The organism is Vibrio cholerae ATCC 14035, from assembly GCF_000621645.1.
GTDB classification, from domain to species: domain Bacteria; phylum Pseudomonadota; class Gammaproteobacteria; order Enterobacterales; family Vibrionaceae; genus Vibrio; species Vibrio cholerae.
This window is the reverse complement of the sequence record NZ_JHXR01000038.1, coordinates 1-12,726: the sequence shown is the minus strand read 5'-3', so window position 1 is coordinate 12,726 and position 12,726 is coordinate 1. Positions and strand designations below refer to the sequence as shown.

The window sequence follows — 12,726 nt, the reverse complement described above, 5'->3', positions numbered from 1 at the left end:
ACCAGAACCAGAACCAGAACCAGAACCAGAACCAGAACCAGAACCAGAAGTTAACAAAGTAGAATTCGTAGCTACCTCCAAAGAAACTCAAGATGGTACACAAAAACCAGTTCAGAGAGTTCATCGGAAGAAAGGGGTATTAAGTTGGTTAAAAGGAATATTTGTATCTTGGTAGATATGTATTTGGTGTGACGTTTTTATTTTGTTAGATATTGAATCTCATAACCTAAGGTTATGAGTTTCATTGATTATCATGAACAGTTCAAAGAGAATTGTGCGCAATAGTTTTGAAGTTACTGAATGCTGTATAGCTACACCCAATTTATAAGGGTGTAGCTATAAATTGAAGCCTTACCCGATAAGTTCGGAAAGAGTCGCCATGTGATGCATTATGTTCAACTCTTTAGGTATACTCAATTGTGAGAATAGCTTACGAACTAATGATTCTAGACCTTTGTACCTTAAAGTAGTTTTATCAACGTATGATTCACCGTTTGCAGACGTCACAAAATCAATTAGCTGGTGAACGGGGTTGCAAGTTAGGCAATTCGTTGCTCGATTTAGGCTAAAAATTGCCTAGCTAGGCAATTTTTAGTTGCATATAAGCCAAATTCTGGAAGCTACATATCAAATATCAATTGGGTATGTTTTTTGTACAGAAATGAGCCATCTCAATAAACAGTAGAAGTTTATCTATGGTAAAGGCAGTTATTGTCGGTGATATCGGCACCGATCATGATGGGTTTCCGCCAACAAAGATTACCAGTGGCTCGCCTAATGTTAAATTTGACTTTATGCCTGCAGCTAGATTAGGGGATCCATTAGAACCTCATTCCAAACCTAAACATCCACCTCATGGGAGATCCATTTCGTCTGGGTCTTCAACCGTTATGATCAATGGAAAACCCGCAGCTATCACAGGTGGTAGTATTTCTTGTGGTGGTGTAACTATTGGCAGTTCATCAGTCAATATAGGCGATTCGCATACTCCTGCACCAAGTTCAATTTTGAGTAAAACACTGTATGACATCAACGTTAAGGTAAAAGATACCAATGGTTCCATATGCCCATTTATGGAGGTCTTGTGCTTGTTTGATGATGGTTCAGAGCTAGTGATGAAGACTGATGCTAATGGTGAACTAAAAGGTTTAGCTAAAGGCGACAAGATGAAAAAAGTATCAGTGAAGCCAAACAAAACAAAAAATTGGTTATTGAGGGATAGCTAATGACTGACACTGTATCATCAACTCCAGTAGCCGATACAACTCCATATGAGATATTTCTTTCAGGTAATGACGATTTTTTGATACCTGTAGTATTTCCTGACTACCTAATCTCAGTCGCAGATGAACAATCTTTTGAGTTATGGGGTGTAAAAATAAAAACTCCTGCAGTGAAGGCCCCCTACCTTGGTCACGCTGGAGTTATTTTGATTAATGGTGAAACAGGTGTTACTCGCTATTATGAGTATGGCCGTTACAAGAACCCTAAATCGGATATCCCAGGAAATGTGAGGAAGGTTGGGGTATCAAATGTAACTATAAAAAGTGGTCTAATTACTGAAAGCTCGTTACTGAAGGTTCTTAAAGAAGTGTCCCTACGTTCTGGACAGGAGGGGAGAATTTCGGGAGTGGTATTAAGAGGAAAGTTTTTCTCTGAAGCAGATTCATGGTTAAGGGGAAAAATGGATCTTAATAATAGCCCTGATAAGATACCTTATGACTTGGATAGCCATAACTGCATGACATTTGTCATAGATTTAGCTGATGCAATGGGGTTAGACCCGGCTTGGAAACCTCCTGTTGTTGTACCAAGCGCGTATATTGAACAGTTTCAGTTAAGTGAAATTGATTTAGATTATGACTATAAGACCAACAAATTAACGGTATCTGAGTGATATGAAAAAAATCATAAAGTGGTTTGCAATCTTACTGGTATCAACCTGTCTTGCCGTAGTGCTCTTGGCTACGTTTCTTTTTAAATTTGAATATTCGGTACCAAATGCTCAGATTATTGGACAAATGATTTGGTTCCCAGAGCCCACAGCAACGGGTCTCAGTATTGTAGAGAATAAACATCCTATCTATACGATTCGTATAACGTGTGGCTCTCCGGATAATATTTGCCATGAAGGCCTATTTGAGTACAAAGGGAACACACTAAGCAAAATTGAGATAAGAGATTTTGCTAGCTATTTAGGTGAAGAAATCACCTTAACGAATGGTGAAACCTTAGAACCTATGAATTGAGAGTATCTCTAAGAAGTTTTGCGTTGTATTAGAAACGCCTACTTTAAGTGGGCGTATTTTGTTTCTGCGCTTTTGTGATATTGATTGCGCTTTCATGTCGATTCGTTAGAATGCAATCCAAGTACTTAAGCTGGTGCATCCGTATTTGTACCAAAATTTGTACCAAATCTTCAAAAATCGTTACGCAAAATTCATAAAGCATTGAATTTAAAGCGTATTTTTTCACACAAGTGTTGCTTGGTGTGCAACACCACTGTAAGGATAATACATGCCTATTATTACTCTTCCTGACGGTAGTCAGCGTCATTTTGACAACCCAGTATCTACTCTCGAAGTTGCCCAATCTATCGGTCCTGGTCTTGCGAAAGCAACTATTGCAGGTCGTGTGAATGGTGCGCGCGTTGATGCTTGCGATCTGATTGAACACGATGCCAGCCTAGAAATCATCACCACGAAAGATGAAGTAGATGGTTTGGAAATCGTGCGTCACTCATGCGCGCACTTGCTTGGCCACGCGCTTAAGCAACTTTACCCGAATGCGAAAATGGCGATCGGTCCAACCATTGACAGCGGTTTTTACTACGACATCGATCTCGAGCAGTCTCTCTCTCAAGAAGATCTTGAGAAAATCGAAGCTCGCATGGTTGAGTTAGCGAAAACCAAATACGCGGTTGTCAAAAAGAAAGTGAGCTGGCAGGAAGCGCGCGATACCTTTGAATCGCGTGGCGAAAGCTACAAAATGGAAATTCTTGATGAAAACGTGGCGCGTGATGATCGCCCTGGTCTTTACCATCACGAAGAATACATTGACATGTGCCGTGGTCCACACGTACCACACATGGGCTTTTGTCAAAACTTCAAATTGCTGAACATTGCGGGTGCATACTGGCGTGGTAACAGCGATAACAAAATGCTGCAACGTATCTACGGTACAGCGTTCCATGATAAGAAAGCTCTGCAAGCGCATTTAACTCGCCTTGAAGAAGCTGCAAAACGTGACCATCGTAAAATCGGTAAGCAACTTGATCTGTTCCATATGCAGCAAGAAGCACCGGGCATGGTGTTCTGGCACCACAACGGTTGGTCAGTCTTCCGTGAGCTGGAAATTTTTATTCGTCATAAATTGAACGAATACGGTTACCAAGAAGTAAAAGGTCCATTGATGATGGATCGCGTACTTTGGGAACGTTCAGGTCACTGGGACAAATACGCAGATGCGATGTTCACGACTTCATCAGAAAACCGAGAATACGCGATCAAGCCGATGAACTGTCCGGGTCACATCCAGATTTTCAACCAAGGTTTGAAATCTTACCGTGATCTGCCATTGCGCATGGCTGAGTTTGGTTCCTGTCATCGTAACGAGCCATCAGGTTCACTACACGGTATCATGCGTGTGCGTGGCTTTACTCAAGATGACGCGCATATCTTCTGTACTGAAGATCAAATTCAACAAGAAGTGACTTCGTGCATCAAGATGGTGTATGACACTTACACGACTTTTGGCTTCCAAAATATCGTGGTGAAGTTGTCTACTCGCCCTGAAAAGCGCGTGGGTAGCGATGAAATTTGGGACAAATCAGAACAAGCGCTGATCGATTCTCTGAAGGCAATGGACATTCCATTTGAAATTCAGGAAGGCGAAGGTGCGTTCTATGGTCCGAAAATTGAGTTTACACTCTACGACTGTTTAGATCGTGCGTGGCAATGTGGTACAGTGCAGCTCGATTTCAACTTGCCTACACGTTTAGGTGCCACTTACGTTGGTGAAAGCAATGAACGCTTAATTCCGGTGATGATCCACCGTGCGATTTTGGGTTCACTTGAACGCTTTATCGGTATTCTGATTGAAGAATACGCAGGATTCTTCCCAACTTGGTTGGCGCCAGAGCAGGCTGTTGTTGTAAATATCACGGATAAACAAGCCGACTATGCTCATGAAGTCGCTCAAAAGCTACAAAAATGTGGCATTCGAGCAAAAGCAGACTTGAGAAATGAGAAAATAGGCTTTAAAATCCGCGAACACACTTTGAAGCGTGTTCCGTACATGTTGGTTTGTGGCGACCAAGAGATGGAAGCTGGCGAAATCGCAGTACGTACACGTAAAGGTAAAGATCTTGGTAAATTTAAATTGGATGATTTTATTGCACATATCCAAGCTGAGATTGCAAGCCGTAAGCTTAATCTGGAGGAATAAACTATTAAAGGCGGAAGACGTGGCCAAGTTCCGGTCAAGCAAAACCAGCACCGTTTAAACGGTGAAATTCGTGGCGTTCGTGAAGTTCGTTTAACTGGCGCAGACGGTGAGTCTGTAGGTATCGTTTCGATCCAAGAAGCACTGGCTACAGCAGAAGAATCTGGTTTGGATCTCGTTGAGATCAGCCCTAACGCCGAGCCACCAGTCTGTCGTGTGATGGACTATGGCAAGTTCCTCTTTGAGAAGAGCAAGGCTACAAAAGAGCAGAAGAAGAAGCAAAAGCAGATCCAGATTAAGGAACTCAAATTCCGTCCTGGGACTGATGTGGGAGATTATCAGGTAAAACTACGCAACCTGATCCGTTTCCTAGAAGAAGGCAACAAAGTGAAAGTAACTATTCGCTTCCGTGGCCGAGAGATGGCTCACCAAGACATCGGTGTAGACGTTTTGAATCGACTGAAAGAGGACACTGACGAATTCGCAGTGGTTGAGTCTTTCCCGACCAAAATTGAAGCACGCCAGATGATCATGGTGTTAGCCCCTAAAAAGAAGTAATTAACGGCATTACAAGTAATGAACCTAGCCGTTGAAAGGCGGCTGGGTTTTATTCGCCCTGATTACACTGTTATTTAACTACTACAATGCGGAGTTATTCATCATGCCTAAGATGAAAAACAACAAAGGTGCTGCTAAGCGTTTCAAGAAAACTGCTGGTGGTATTAAGTACAAGCACGCTACTAAACGTCACATTCTGACTAAGCGTACTACTAAGAACAAGCGTCAGCTGCGTCCAAACGCCATTCTGCCTAAGTGCGAACTGGCTGCTGTAGCACGTATGCTTCCATACGCTTAATTCTTTTTAGTTTAATATTCGTTTAGTTTAGGAGAGACATAATGCCTCGCGTAAAACGTGGTGTACAAGCTCGTGCACGTCATAAGAAAGTTTTAAAACAAGCTAAAGGTTACTACGGTGCACGTTCACGTGTTTATCGTGTAGCGTTCCAAGCAGTTATTAAAGCTGGTCAATACGCTTACCGTGACCGTCGCGCTAAGAAACGTCAATTCCGTCAACTGTGGATTGCACGTATCAACGCAGCGGCTCGTCAAAATGGTCTATCTTACAGCCGTTTCATCAACGGTCTGAAGAAAGCATCTATCGAGATCGATCGTAAGATCCTTGCTGATATCGCAGTATTCGACAAAGCAGCATTCGCTGTTCTGGTTGAAAAGGCGAAAGGCGCTCTGTAATAGCGTGTTATTAAGAAAGGGGAGCATTTATGCTCCCTTTTTTCTATCTGTGAAATCTCATGATTTCGCAAAGAACCCATGCTAAAGACGGGATAATGGGCTTAAAACACCGCTTGCACCTCTATCAAGAACATGAGTGTAAATCTGTGTCGTTTTTACATCGGTATGTCCTAGTTGCTCTTGTACGGTACGTATATCAGCCCCCACTTCAAGCAAATGGGTTGCAAATGAATGTCTGAGAGTGTGGCAAGTCACGGTCTTTTCAATCCCCGCTTCTTGAGCCGATCTTCTCACCGCTTTTTGTAGTACTGTTTCGTTCATATGATGGCGGCGCATCACATCGGATTCCGGATCTAGAGATAACTGAAAAGACGGAAAAAGATAGTGCCAACGAAACTCATAAGGTGCATTTGGATACTTTTCTTTTAAGGCTGTGGGCAGCCAAACCCCGCCGTAGTTTTTTTGGTGCAAGTCTCGATCGTAATAGCGTTTTGCTAGCGCAATTTGCTCTTTAAGATGCGGATAGAGTTCTTTTGCTAACGTGACCGTGCGATTTTTACCCCCCTTACCTTGCCAGATTCTGATTGCACCATAATCAAAATCGATATCTTGGACTCTCAAGCGCATACACTCCATCAACCTTAACCCCGAACCGTAGAGTAACTTGATGGGAAGTTGATGCTTAGGATCGACAATTTCAAGTAAACGTCGAATCTCATCTCTAGTCAGTACAACCGGTAACTTTCGTTCTAGTTGCGAGCGTTGAAAGCGGATCTCAAGAGAAAGGGGTGTTTTTAGAATTTCTTTGTATAGAAAACTGAGTGAGTTCAAGGCTAGTGATTGAGTCTTTGTGGCCACTTTACCTTGCACGGCTAAGTAGGTTAAAAATTCTTCGACCTCTTTATCTCCCATTAAGCTAGGGTGCTTTTTATTATGAAAATGGATGTAACGAGTGATCCAATGAAGGTAAGCTTCTATGGTTTTTTTTGCATAGTATCGAGTTTGCATAAATTCGCGAACACTTAACAAAAACTGGGATTTCATATAGTTCTCACTGAATATTTAACTGGTTATTTGTACAGTATTTGTTGGTTGTTTTTATGTCAAGAGGCTATACAGACATCAGCAATCTATAAGCTGAGATTTTTGAATGGTGTGATGCTCAACATACTGATTTAGAAGGTTGTTATGGTAGTATGCACCCAGTGGTCTATTAATTAGATAGCGGTAGCCTACCTGTTGGAAAGGTAAGAAGCTGTCTAGAAAGCGTTAGTTTCTCTCAGGAAAATCATCAAAAATTCACGCACAAGGTTCTGAAAATTCAGCCTTTATCGTTCAAGCTGCACAATTTGGTTTTGGGGTTTTTCCTGATGTTGATTTGGTAGAAAGCGTTGAAAGTTCAGCGGTTTCAAAACCGCGGATAACCAACAAGCTTTGATGCTTCAATGTTGTCGGACGTTCAACTTGATCAGTTTGGTTTCATAAAAGGTTGAATCATCGCTGTGATCTGGCTTTCTTTGTGCGGACTCTTAACGTTTTGGCAGCCAACTTCACAGCTTTTGGCGTTGGGCGTGTGTTTGCGTGATGCTTTTGCGTAAAATGACTTTCAAGAAAATGAGTTTAAAAAGTCATTGTTAAACAATAGGCTACGAAACTAACAAACGCCTCAAAGGGACTGCCAACGCGTGGCGTTTCCAGTCCCATTGAGCCGCAGTGGTTTCGGTTGTTGTGTTTGAGTTTTGTGTAATGCGTTGTCAGCCCCTTAGGCGGGCGTTAGTTTGCAATCGGAGACTAAGAAACAAAGCGTGACTGTTTGAGATGCTTTTGGGGCAGTTGTGATTGCCCTAATACCGCAACAATGAGAATGAAGTTTGCTTCTTTGGTGTAATAAGCCATGTGTTTCCCCACTGGAAAGTAAAAACCATTTTGGTAAATATCTTCACAGCTTTTTCCTAGTCCTGGGTTATCCGCAAGAGTTTGGAAACCTGAAAGCAAGGTCGACTTATATTTTTGCCACTGCGCTTCAGCGAAATTTTCAATGGTGTAGTGTTTAATCTTGAGTAAGTGCTCTTGGGCTAATTGGCTGAGCTTATATTGTTTATTTTGCATATTGAGGTAAACGCTCAATCAAAGGGTGTTTAGAAAAGTGGCACCATCAACGGTTTTGCCACTATCTAAGTCTTTCTGAGCAGACTCAAAGCAGTGTTTGAGATAATCGAGTTTCATTGCTTCAAGTTCTTCAAAGTCCTTAATGGACATGACAACGACAGTATTCTTACTGTTTTTGCTGATGATGACAGGTTCGCGTTGTGCGCTTAGAAGAAGTTCACCAAAATTTCGTTTAGCATCATTTGCTGTTAGTGTGTGCATAACTAGGCTCCTTACTCAAAGTTTGAAAGAGTATAGCTTATGATGCGAAGTGTTTAAAATAATTAAATCGCACGATTTGGGCGAAAGCAAACTAACAAACGCCTCAAGAGGGACTGTCAACGCGTGGCGTTTCCAGTCCCATTGAGCCGCGGTGGTTTCGGTTGTTGTGTTTGAGTTTAGTGGTAATGCGTTGCCAGCCCCTTAGGCGGGCGTTATAAAGCTCGAAGAAAGAGGACATTTTGTGGAAATTCGAACAGGTGAATTTGAAGATATTGCGGGCATTACCGACATCTTTAACTTTTATATTGAACAAACCAATGCACGCTTTGAGGAATTTCCATTTACTCTGGAAAATCGTGAGGAATGGTTCTCTCAGTTTTCTAGAACCGCCAAATATCAAATATATGTGGCTGTAGAAAACGGTGTGTTGCAAGGTTTTGCATGTTCCCAAAAGTACAGAGCAATACCAGCTTTTGATGACACTGTAGAGGTGAGCGTTTATCTGGCACAAGAAGCTAAAGGGAAAGGTTTAGGTTCGAAGCTTTATACTCAGCTGTTTTCATCCATTCGTGCTTATGGCGTCCATCGTATATTGTCGGGTGTTGCATTACCAAATGACGCATCAGTAGCATTACATAAACGGTTTGGTTTCCGAGAAGTCGGCATTTTCAACGAATATGCCAAGAAACATGGGCAGTACATCAGCTCGTTGTGGTTAGAAAAAGCGCTTAACGTAGAGTCCGCTTTATAACAAACGCCTCAAGAGGGACTGTCAACGCGCGGCGTTTCCAGTCCCATTGAGCCGCGGTGGTTGCAGTTGTTGTGTTTGAGTTTAGTGGTATGCGTTGCCAGCCCCTTAGGCGGGCGTTAGGTATCTTGGAGGGGGCATTGAGCGACATTATTTTAACAATCTTAGCTTCAGTAACAGCTAGTAGTGTGGCTTCTGCTGTAATTGTTTGGCTTTCAAAAACTTGGATTACAGAGAGAGTTAAAAGCTCAATAAAACATGAATACGACTTGAAGCTAGAGTCTTACAAAGCAAAAGTTGAAATTGAGAAAACAGCAGCGATTGAAAACATCAAATCGGCTCTTAAAGATTCAACATTTAAAAGGGAACTGCGTTTTAGCATGTTACATGGAAAACGCTCTGAAGTGATATCCGATCTACATGCTCATTTACAAGATACAATAATGTTTTTAAGGCATTATTACGATGCTAGCTGCTCACATGGTGACTTTGATAAGCTAAATGAAAGTACATTAAAACTGTCTAACTTTCTCCGTGTTAATCGGTTATTTCTGCCTGATGATATTGAGGTTAAGGTTGACGATCTTTGCGATAAGATTTTAGATAGTTCACAGTTAGAAAAAGATATCAACTTTGATGTAGAAGATGAAATTAAACCTCTATTTTCTGCAATTAAAAAGGAAATGAAAAAGTTACTAGACGATGACATATAGAATATAAATCCAAGATACCTAACAAACGCCTCAAGAGGGACTGTCAACGCGTGGCGTTTCCAGTCCCAATGAGCTGCGGTGGTTACGATTGTTGTGTTTGAGTTTCGTGGTAGTGCGTTGCCAGCCCCTTAGGCGGGCGTTATGCTTAGTCCATAAAAATCAGCAGGTTGTGATTGTCGATTCCTTTGGCATTTCGTTCTGGTTTTGTCGGCAATTCAATATTGTTTGTCGCTGCCTAATGAAGCGGCAATGTGTCTGGCGCTGTAAATTCTGTGTTATTGCCTCATTGGTTTTTTGAGTCCACGCGAGGTGAGTTTGGCTCTCTCAAGTCGCTTTGACCAGTTTGGCGCCTTTACTTATAAGCTGAAAGTCTATCGGCAATTGAGCATTGTTTTGCGCTGCCTAATGAAACGGCAATGTGTCTGTCGCTTTAAGTTTCAGCGCCATTGCCTCATTGAGTTATCACGCCAATGTGTGGTGAGTTGGTTTGTCGGAGAGGGTCTACACATTGGCCTAGTCGCTAAATGAAAGCCTGCATTGGTCAGTTCATAGGTAAAAGTTGAGCCAGTTCTAATTCAAGGAAACTCGGAGTTTGGCCAATGATTTCAGTTGGTTATCATTGATTTGATTCAAATGTAAAGTGTTGAAGCTTAAGCATAACAAACGCCTCAAGAGGGACTGTCAACGCGTGGCGTTTCCAGTCCCATTGAGCCGCGGTGGTTGTAGTTGTTGTGTTTGAGTTTAGTGGTATGCGTTGCCAGCCCCTTAGGCGGGCGTTATGCTTAATCTATTAAAATCAATTGTTTGTGGTTTTTGATCTCTTTGGCATTTCGTTCAGTTTTGTCGGCAATTCAATATTGTTCGCCGCTGTCTAACGAAGCGGCAATGTGTCTGGCGCTGTAACTTCTGAGTGATTGCCTCATTGGGTTGTTGAGTCTGCGCGAGGTGAGTTTTGCTCTTTCAAGTCGCTTTGAGCAGTTTGGTGCCTTTACTTATAGGCTGAAAGTCTGTCGGCAATTGAGCATTGTTTTTCGCTGCCTAATGAAACGGCAATGTGTCTGTCGCTGTAAGTTTCAGTGTGATTGCCTCATTGAGTTATCGTGCCCATGTGTGGTGAGTTGGTTTGTCGGAGAGGGTCTCCACATTGGCCTAGTTGCTAAATGAAAGCCTGCATTGGTCTGTTCATAGGTAAAAGTTGAGCCGGTTCTAGTTCAATGAAAGTCGAAGTTTGGTGAATGATTTCAGTGGGTTATTCTTGAGTTGGTTCAAATGTAAAGTGTTGAAGTTTAAGCATAACAAACGCCTCAAGAGGGACTGTCAACGCGTAGCGTTTCCAGTCCCAATGAGCCGTGGTGGTTATGGTTGTTGTGTTTGAGTTTGGTGTTATGCGTTGCCAGCCCCTTAGGCGGGCGTTAGCTTCTTGAAGCAAAAATTATCAAAGTCTGGATTTAATTGTCCTGAAAATTCAGCTTTTAGTGTTCAAGTTTCACAATTTGGCTTTCGAGTCTTTCTGATGCTTATTTGGTAGAAAGTGTGGAATCTTCAGCAGTTTCAAAGCCGCTAAAAATCATCAAACCTTGATGCTTCAATGTTGTTGGATGCTCCAAACGGAAAGCTTGGTTTCACAAAGGCTGCATCATCGCTGAAAGAGTGTTTTCTTTGTCACGGACTCTTAACGTGGCCAACTTAACCTTGAATGCTTTGAGTTTTGGCTGTTTACTTCACAGCTTTTGGTGCTGGACGTGCGTTTGTTCGATGCTTTTGCGTAAAATTGCTTTCTCAAAATCATTGTTAAACAATGGGCTACGAAGCTAACAAACGCCTCAAGCGGGACTGTCAACGCGTGGCGTTTCCAGTCCCATTGAGCCGCGGTGGTTTCGATTGTTGAGGTTGAGTTTAGTGTTAATGCGTTGCCAGCCCCTTAGGCGGGCGTTATGTACTTTTCTGAAATCCTTCCTACAAATCAAACTTGTGCACAGTGTCATTATGCGTTAGTCTTTGCCTATGGATGCACAATGAGACAGTGCAAGTTGCAATGGCATTAGAATTTAAAGATAAGTGGTTAGAGCAGTTTTACGAGGATGATAAACGACATCGTTTAATTCCAAGTAGCATAGAGAATGCTCTATTTCGGAAGCTGGAAATCTTAGATGCAGCTCAAGCTGAATCAGACTTAAGAATTCCACCGGGTAATCGTTTTGAACATCTTGAAGGAAATCTTAAAGGTTGGTGTTCAATTCGAGTGAACAAACAGTATCGTTTGATTTTTCAGTGGGTTGATGGTGTTGCACTAAATACTTACTTAGACCCACATAAGTATTGAGGTAACGACTATGCGTAAGACAAAACGTCGTCCAGTTAGCGTTGGGGAAATGTTAAAAGTTGAATTTCTTGAACCAATGGGCATCACATCAAAAGCGCTCGCTGAAGCGATGGGCGTACACAGAAATACGGTCAGTAATTTAATTAATGGTGGTGTGTTAACAGCTCCGGTAGCAATCAAGTTAGCCGCGGCATTAGGTAACACACCAGAATTTTGGCTTAACATTCAACATGCAGTTGATCTTTGGGATACGAGAAATCGTTATCAAGAAGAAGCAAAGTTTGTAAAGCCGTTGTTTGTTTCGCTGGAACAAAGCGCACGTACATAACAAACGCTTCAAGAGGGACAGCCAACGCGTGGCATTTTTACCATGCGTTGGTTTTTGTGATGATGATGTTATGCGGTAAGTTGGTAATAGCGTTGGCTGCCCCTTAAGCGGGCGTTAGCTTCTTAAAGCAAAAATCGGTTTAATTGTCCTAAAAATTCAGATTTTAGCGTTCAAATTGCACAATTTGGCTTTTGAGCTTTTCTTGATGCTGATTTGGTCGAACGTGTTGAAAGTTCAGTGGGTGCAAAGTCGCTGAAAACTAGTAAGCCTCGATGCTTCAACGTTGTTGGATGTTCCGCTCGGAAAGTTTGATTTCACAAAATGCTGCATCATCGCTGTGATCTTGCTTTCTTTGTCGCGGACTCTTAACCGTGGCCAACTTAACCTTGATCGTTTTAAGTTTTGGTAGCCAACGTCACAGCTTTTGGCGTTGGACGTGTGCTTGCTTGATTCTTTTGCGTAAAATGCCTTTCAAACAAATGTGTTAAAAGCCATTGTTAAACAATAGGCTACGAAGCTAACAAACGCCTCAAGAGGGACTGTCAACGCG

Annotated in this window: 17 protein-coding genes and 4 pseudogenes; 18 read left to right on the top strand and 3 right to left on the bottom strand. The window is 42.2% G+C overall.

Features of this window, described 5'->3' with window-relative positions; translation table 11 throughout:
• Positions 1-695: 695 nt before the first annotated feature.
• From T411_RS1000000121365 to rplT, 7 genes and pseudogenes are all read left to right on the top strand, one after another.
• Positions 696-977: pseudogene (locus tag T411_RS1000000121365) on the top strand (type VI secretion system PAAR protein); the annotation flags it as partial.
• A 248-nt stretch (positions 978-1,225) separates the two neighbouring features.
• The gene (locus tag T411_RS0114625; RefSeq protein WP_000132861.1) at positions 1,226-1,897 is read left to right on the top strand and encodes a hypothetical protein; all 672 of its coding nucleotides are present in this window, start codon (positions 1,226-1,228) and stop codon (positions 1,895-1,897) included.
• Positions 1,898-2,021: 124 nt separating this feature from the next.
• Positions 2,022-2,249, top strand: a complete 228-nt coding sequence (locus tag T411_RS1000000121030) for a hypothetical protein (RefSeq protein ID WP_001911595.1) — start codon at positions 2,022-2,024, stop codon at positions 2,247-2,249.
• A gap of 268 nt (positions 2,250-2,517) precedes the next feature.
• Positions 2,518-4,446 (top strand): threonine--tRNA ligase, encoded by a 1,929-nt coding sequence (gene thrS / locus T411_RS0114615; protein ID WP_001121783.1) that lies wholly within the window; start codon positions 2,518-2,520, stop codon positions 4,444-4,446.
• Between the two features lie 3 nt (positions 4,447-4,449).
• Positions 4,450-5,001 (top strand): translation initiation factor IF-3, encoded by a 552-nt coding sequence (infC, locus tag T411_RS0114610; protein ID WP_001894072.1) that lies wholly within the window; start codon positions 4,450-4,452, stop codon positions 4,999-5,001.
• 103 nt (positions 5,002-5,104) lie between these two features.
• The gene (rpmI, locus tag T411_RS0114605; RefSeq protein ID WP_001885060.1) at positions 5,105-5,299 is read left to right on the top strand and encodes a 50S ribosomal protein L35; all 195 of its coding nucleotides are present in this window, start codon (positions 5,105-5,107) and stop codon (positions 5,297-5,299) included.
• Positions 5,300-5,340: 41 nt separating this feature from the next.
• Positions 5,341-5,694, top strand: a complete 354-nt coding sequence (gene rplT / locus T411_RS0114600) for a 50S ribosomal protein L20 (protein ID WP_001138366.1) — start codon at positions 5,341-5,343, stop codon at positions 5,692-5,694.
• Positions 5,695-5,775: 81 nt separating this feature from the next.
• Here rplT and intIA read toward each other — a convergent pair whose 3' ends face one another.
• Positions 5,776-6,738: an integron integrase IntIA gene (intIA, locus tag T411_RS0114595; protein WP_000841995.1), complete on the bottom strand. Its 963-nt coding sequence runs from the start codon at positions 6,736-6,738 to the stop codon at positions 5,776-5,778.
• 401 nt (positions 6,739-7,139) lie between these two features.
• Between intIA and T411_RS1000000121360 the strand changes: the two are divergent.
• A pseudogene (locus T411_RS1000000121360) lies at positions 7,140-7,292 on the top strand (DUF645 family protein).
• A gap of 193 nt (positions 7,293-7,485) precedes the next feature.
• Here the strand turns inward: T411_RS1000000121360 and T411_RS0114590 are convergent.
• Together T411_RS0114590 and T411_RS0114585 are read right to left on the bottom strand one after the other, a co-directional pair.
• Positions 7,486-7,803 carry a type II toxin-antitoxin system RelE/ParE family toxin gene (locus T411_RS0114590; protein ID WP_001180243.1) on the bottom strand — a complete coding sequence of 106 codons (318 nt, stop codon included), beginning with the start codon at positions 7,801-7,803 and terminating at the stop codon, positions 7,486-7,488.
• Positions 7,804-7,821: 18 nt separating this feature from the next.
• Positions 7,822-8,064 (bottom strand): type II toxin-antitoxin system Phd/YefM family antitoxin, encoded by a 243-nt coding sequence (locus tag T411_RS0114585; protein ID WP_000557292.1) that lies wholly within the window; start codon positions 8,062-8,064, stop codon positions 7,822-7,824.
• A gap of 241 nt (positions 8,065-8,305) precedes the next feature.
• Between T411_RS0114585 and T411_RS0114580 the strand changes: the two genes are divergently transcribed.
• The 10 genes and pseudogenes from T411_RS0114580 (at position 8,306) to T411_RS1000000121335 (ending at position 12,664) form a co-directional block, all read left to right on the top strand.
• The gene (locus T411_RS0114580; protein ID WP_000405986.1) at positions 8,306-8,815 is read left to right on the top strand and encodes a GNAT family N-acetyltransferase; all 510 of its coding nucleotides are present in this window, start codon (positions 8,306-8,308) and stop codon (positions 8,813-8,815) included.
• 56 nt (positions 8,816-8,871) lie between these two features.
• Positions 8,872-9,525 (top strand): hypothetical protein, encoded by a 654-nt coding sequence (locus tag T411_RS0114575; protein ID WP_000226874.1) that lies wholly within the window; start codon positions 8,872-8,874, stop codon positions 9,523-9,525.
• 156 nt (positions 9,526-9,681) lie between these two features.
• Positions 9,682-9,792: pseudogene (locus T411_RS1000000121590) on the top strand (DUF3709 domain-containing protein); the annotation flags it as partial.
• 42 nt (positions 9,793-9,834) lie between these two features.
• Complete coding sequence (locus T411_RS01000000119570; protein ID WP_001917086.1) at positions 9,835-10,053, top strand: DUF3709 domain-containing protein; 219 nt, start codon at positions 9,835-9,837, stop codon at positions 10,051-10,053.
• A gap of 399 nt (positions 10,054-10,452) precedes the next feature.
• Positions 10,453-10,689, top strand: a complete 237-nt coding sequence (locus T411_RS01000000119565) for a DUF3709 domain-containing protein (RefSeq protein WP_001909360.1) — start codon at positions 10,453-10,455, stop codon at positions 10,687-10,689.
• A 424-nt stretch (positions 10,690-11,113) separates the two neighbouring features.
• Positions 11,114-11,294, top strand: a pseudogene (locus tag T411_RS01000000119560) (DUF645 family protein).
• Between the two features lie 266 nt (positions 11,295-11,560).
• Positions 11,561-11,848, top strand: a complete 288-nt coding sequence (locus T411_RS0114560; protein WP_001162670.1) for a type II toxin-antitoxin system RelE/ParE family toxin — start codon at positions 11,561-11,563, stop codon at positions 11,846-11,848.
• Positions 11,849-11,858: 10 nt separating this feature from the next.
• Positions 11,859-12,176, top strand: coding sequence for a HigA family addiction module antitoxin (locus T411_RS0114555; protein ID WP_001232701.1), 318 nt, complete (start codon positions 11,859-11,861; stop codon positions 12,174-12,176).
• Between the two features lie 283 nt (positions 12,177-12,459).
• On the top strand, positions 12,460-12,585 hold the full coding sequence (locus T411_RS1000000121150; protein WP_001944767.1) for a DUF645 family protein: 126 nt from the start codon (positions 12,460-12,462) through the stop codon (positions 12,583-12,585).
• On the top strand, positions 12,548-12,664 hold the full coding sequence (locus tag T411_RS1000000121335; protein WP_001889170.1) for a hypothetical protein: 117 nt from the start codon (positions 12,548-12,550) through the stop codon (positions 12,662-12,664). Before T411_RS1000000121150 ends, T411_RS1000000121335 begins: the two co-directional genes overlap by 38 nt.
• The last annotated feature ends 62 nt before the right edge of the window (positions 12,665-12,726 follow it).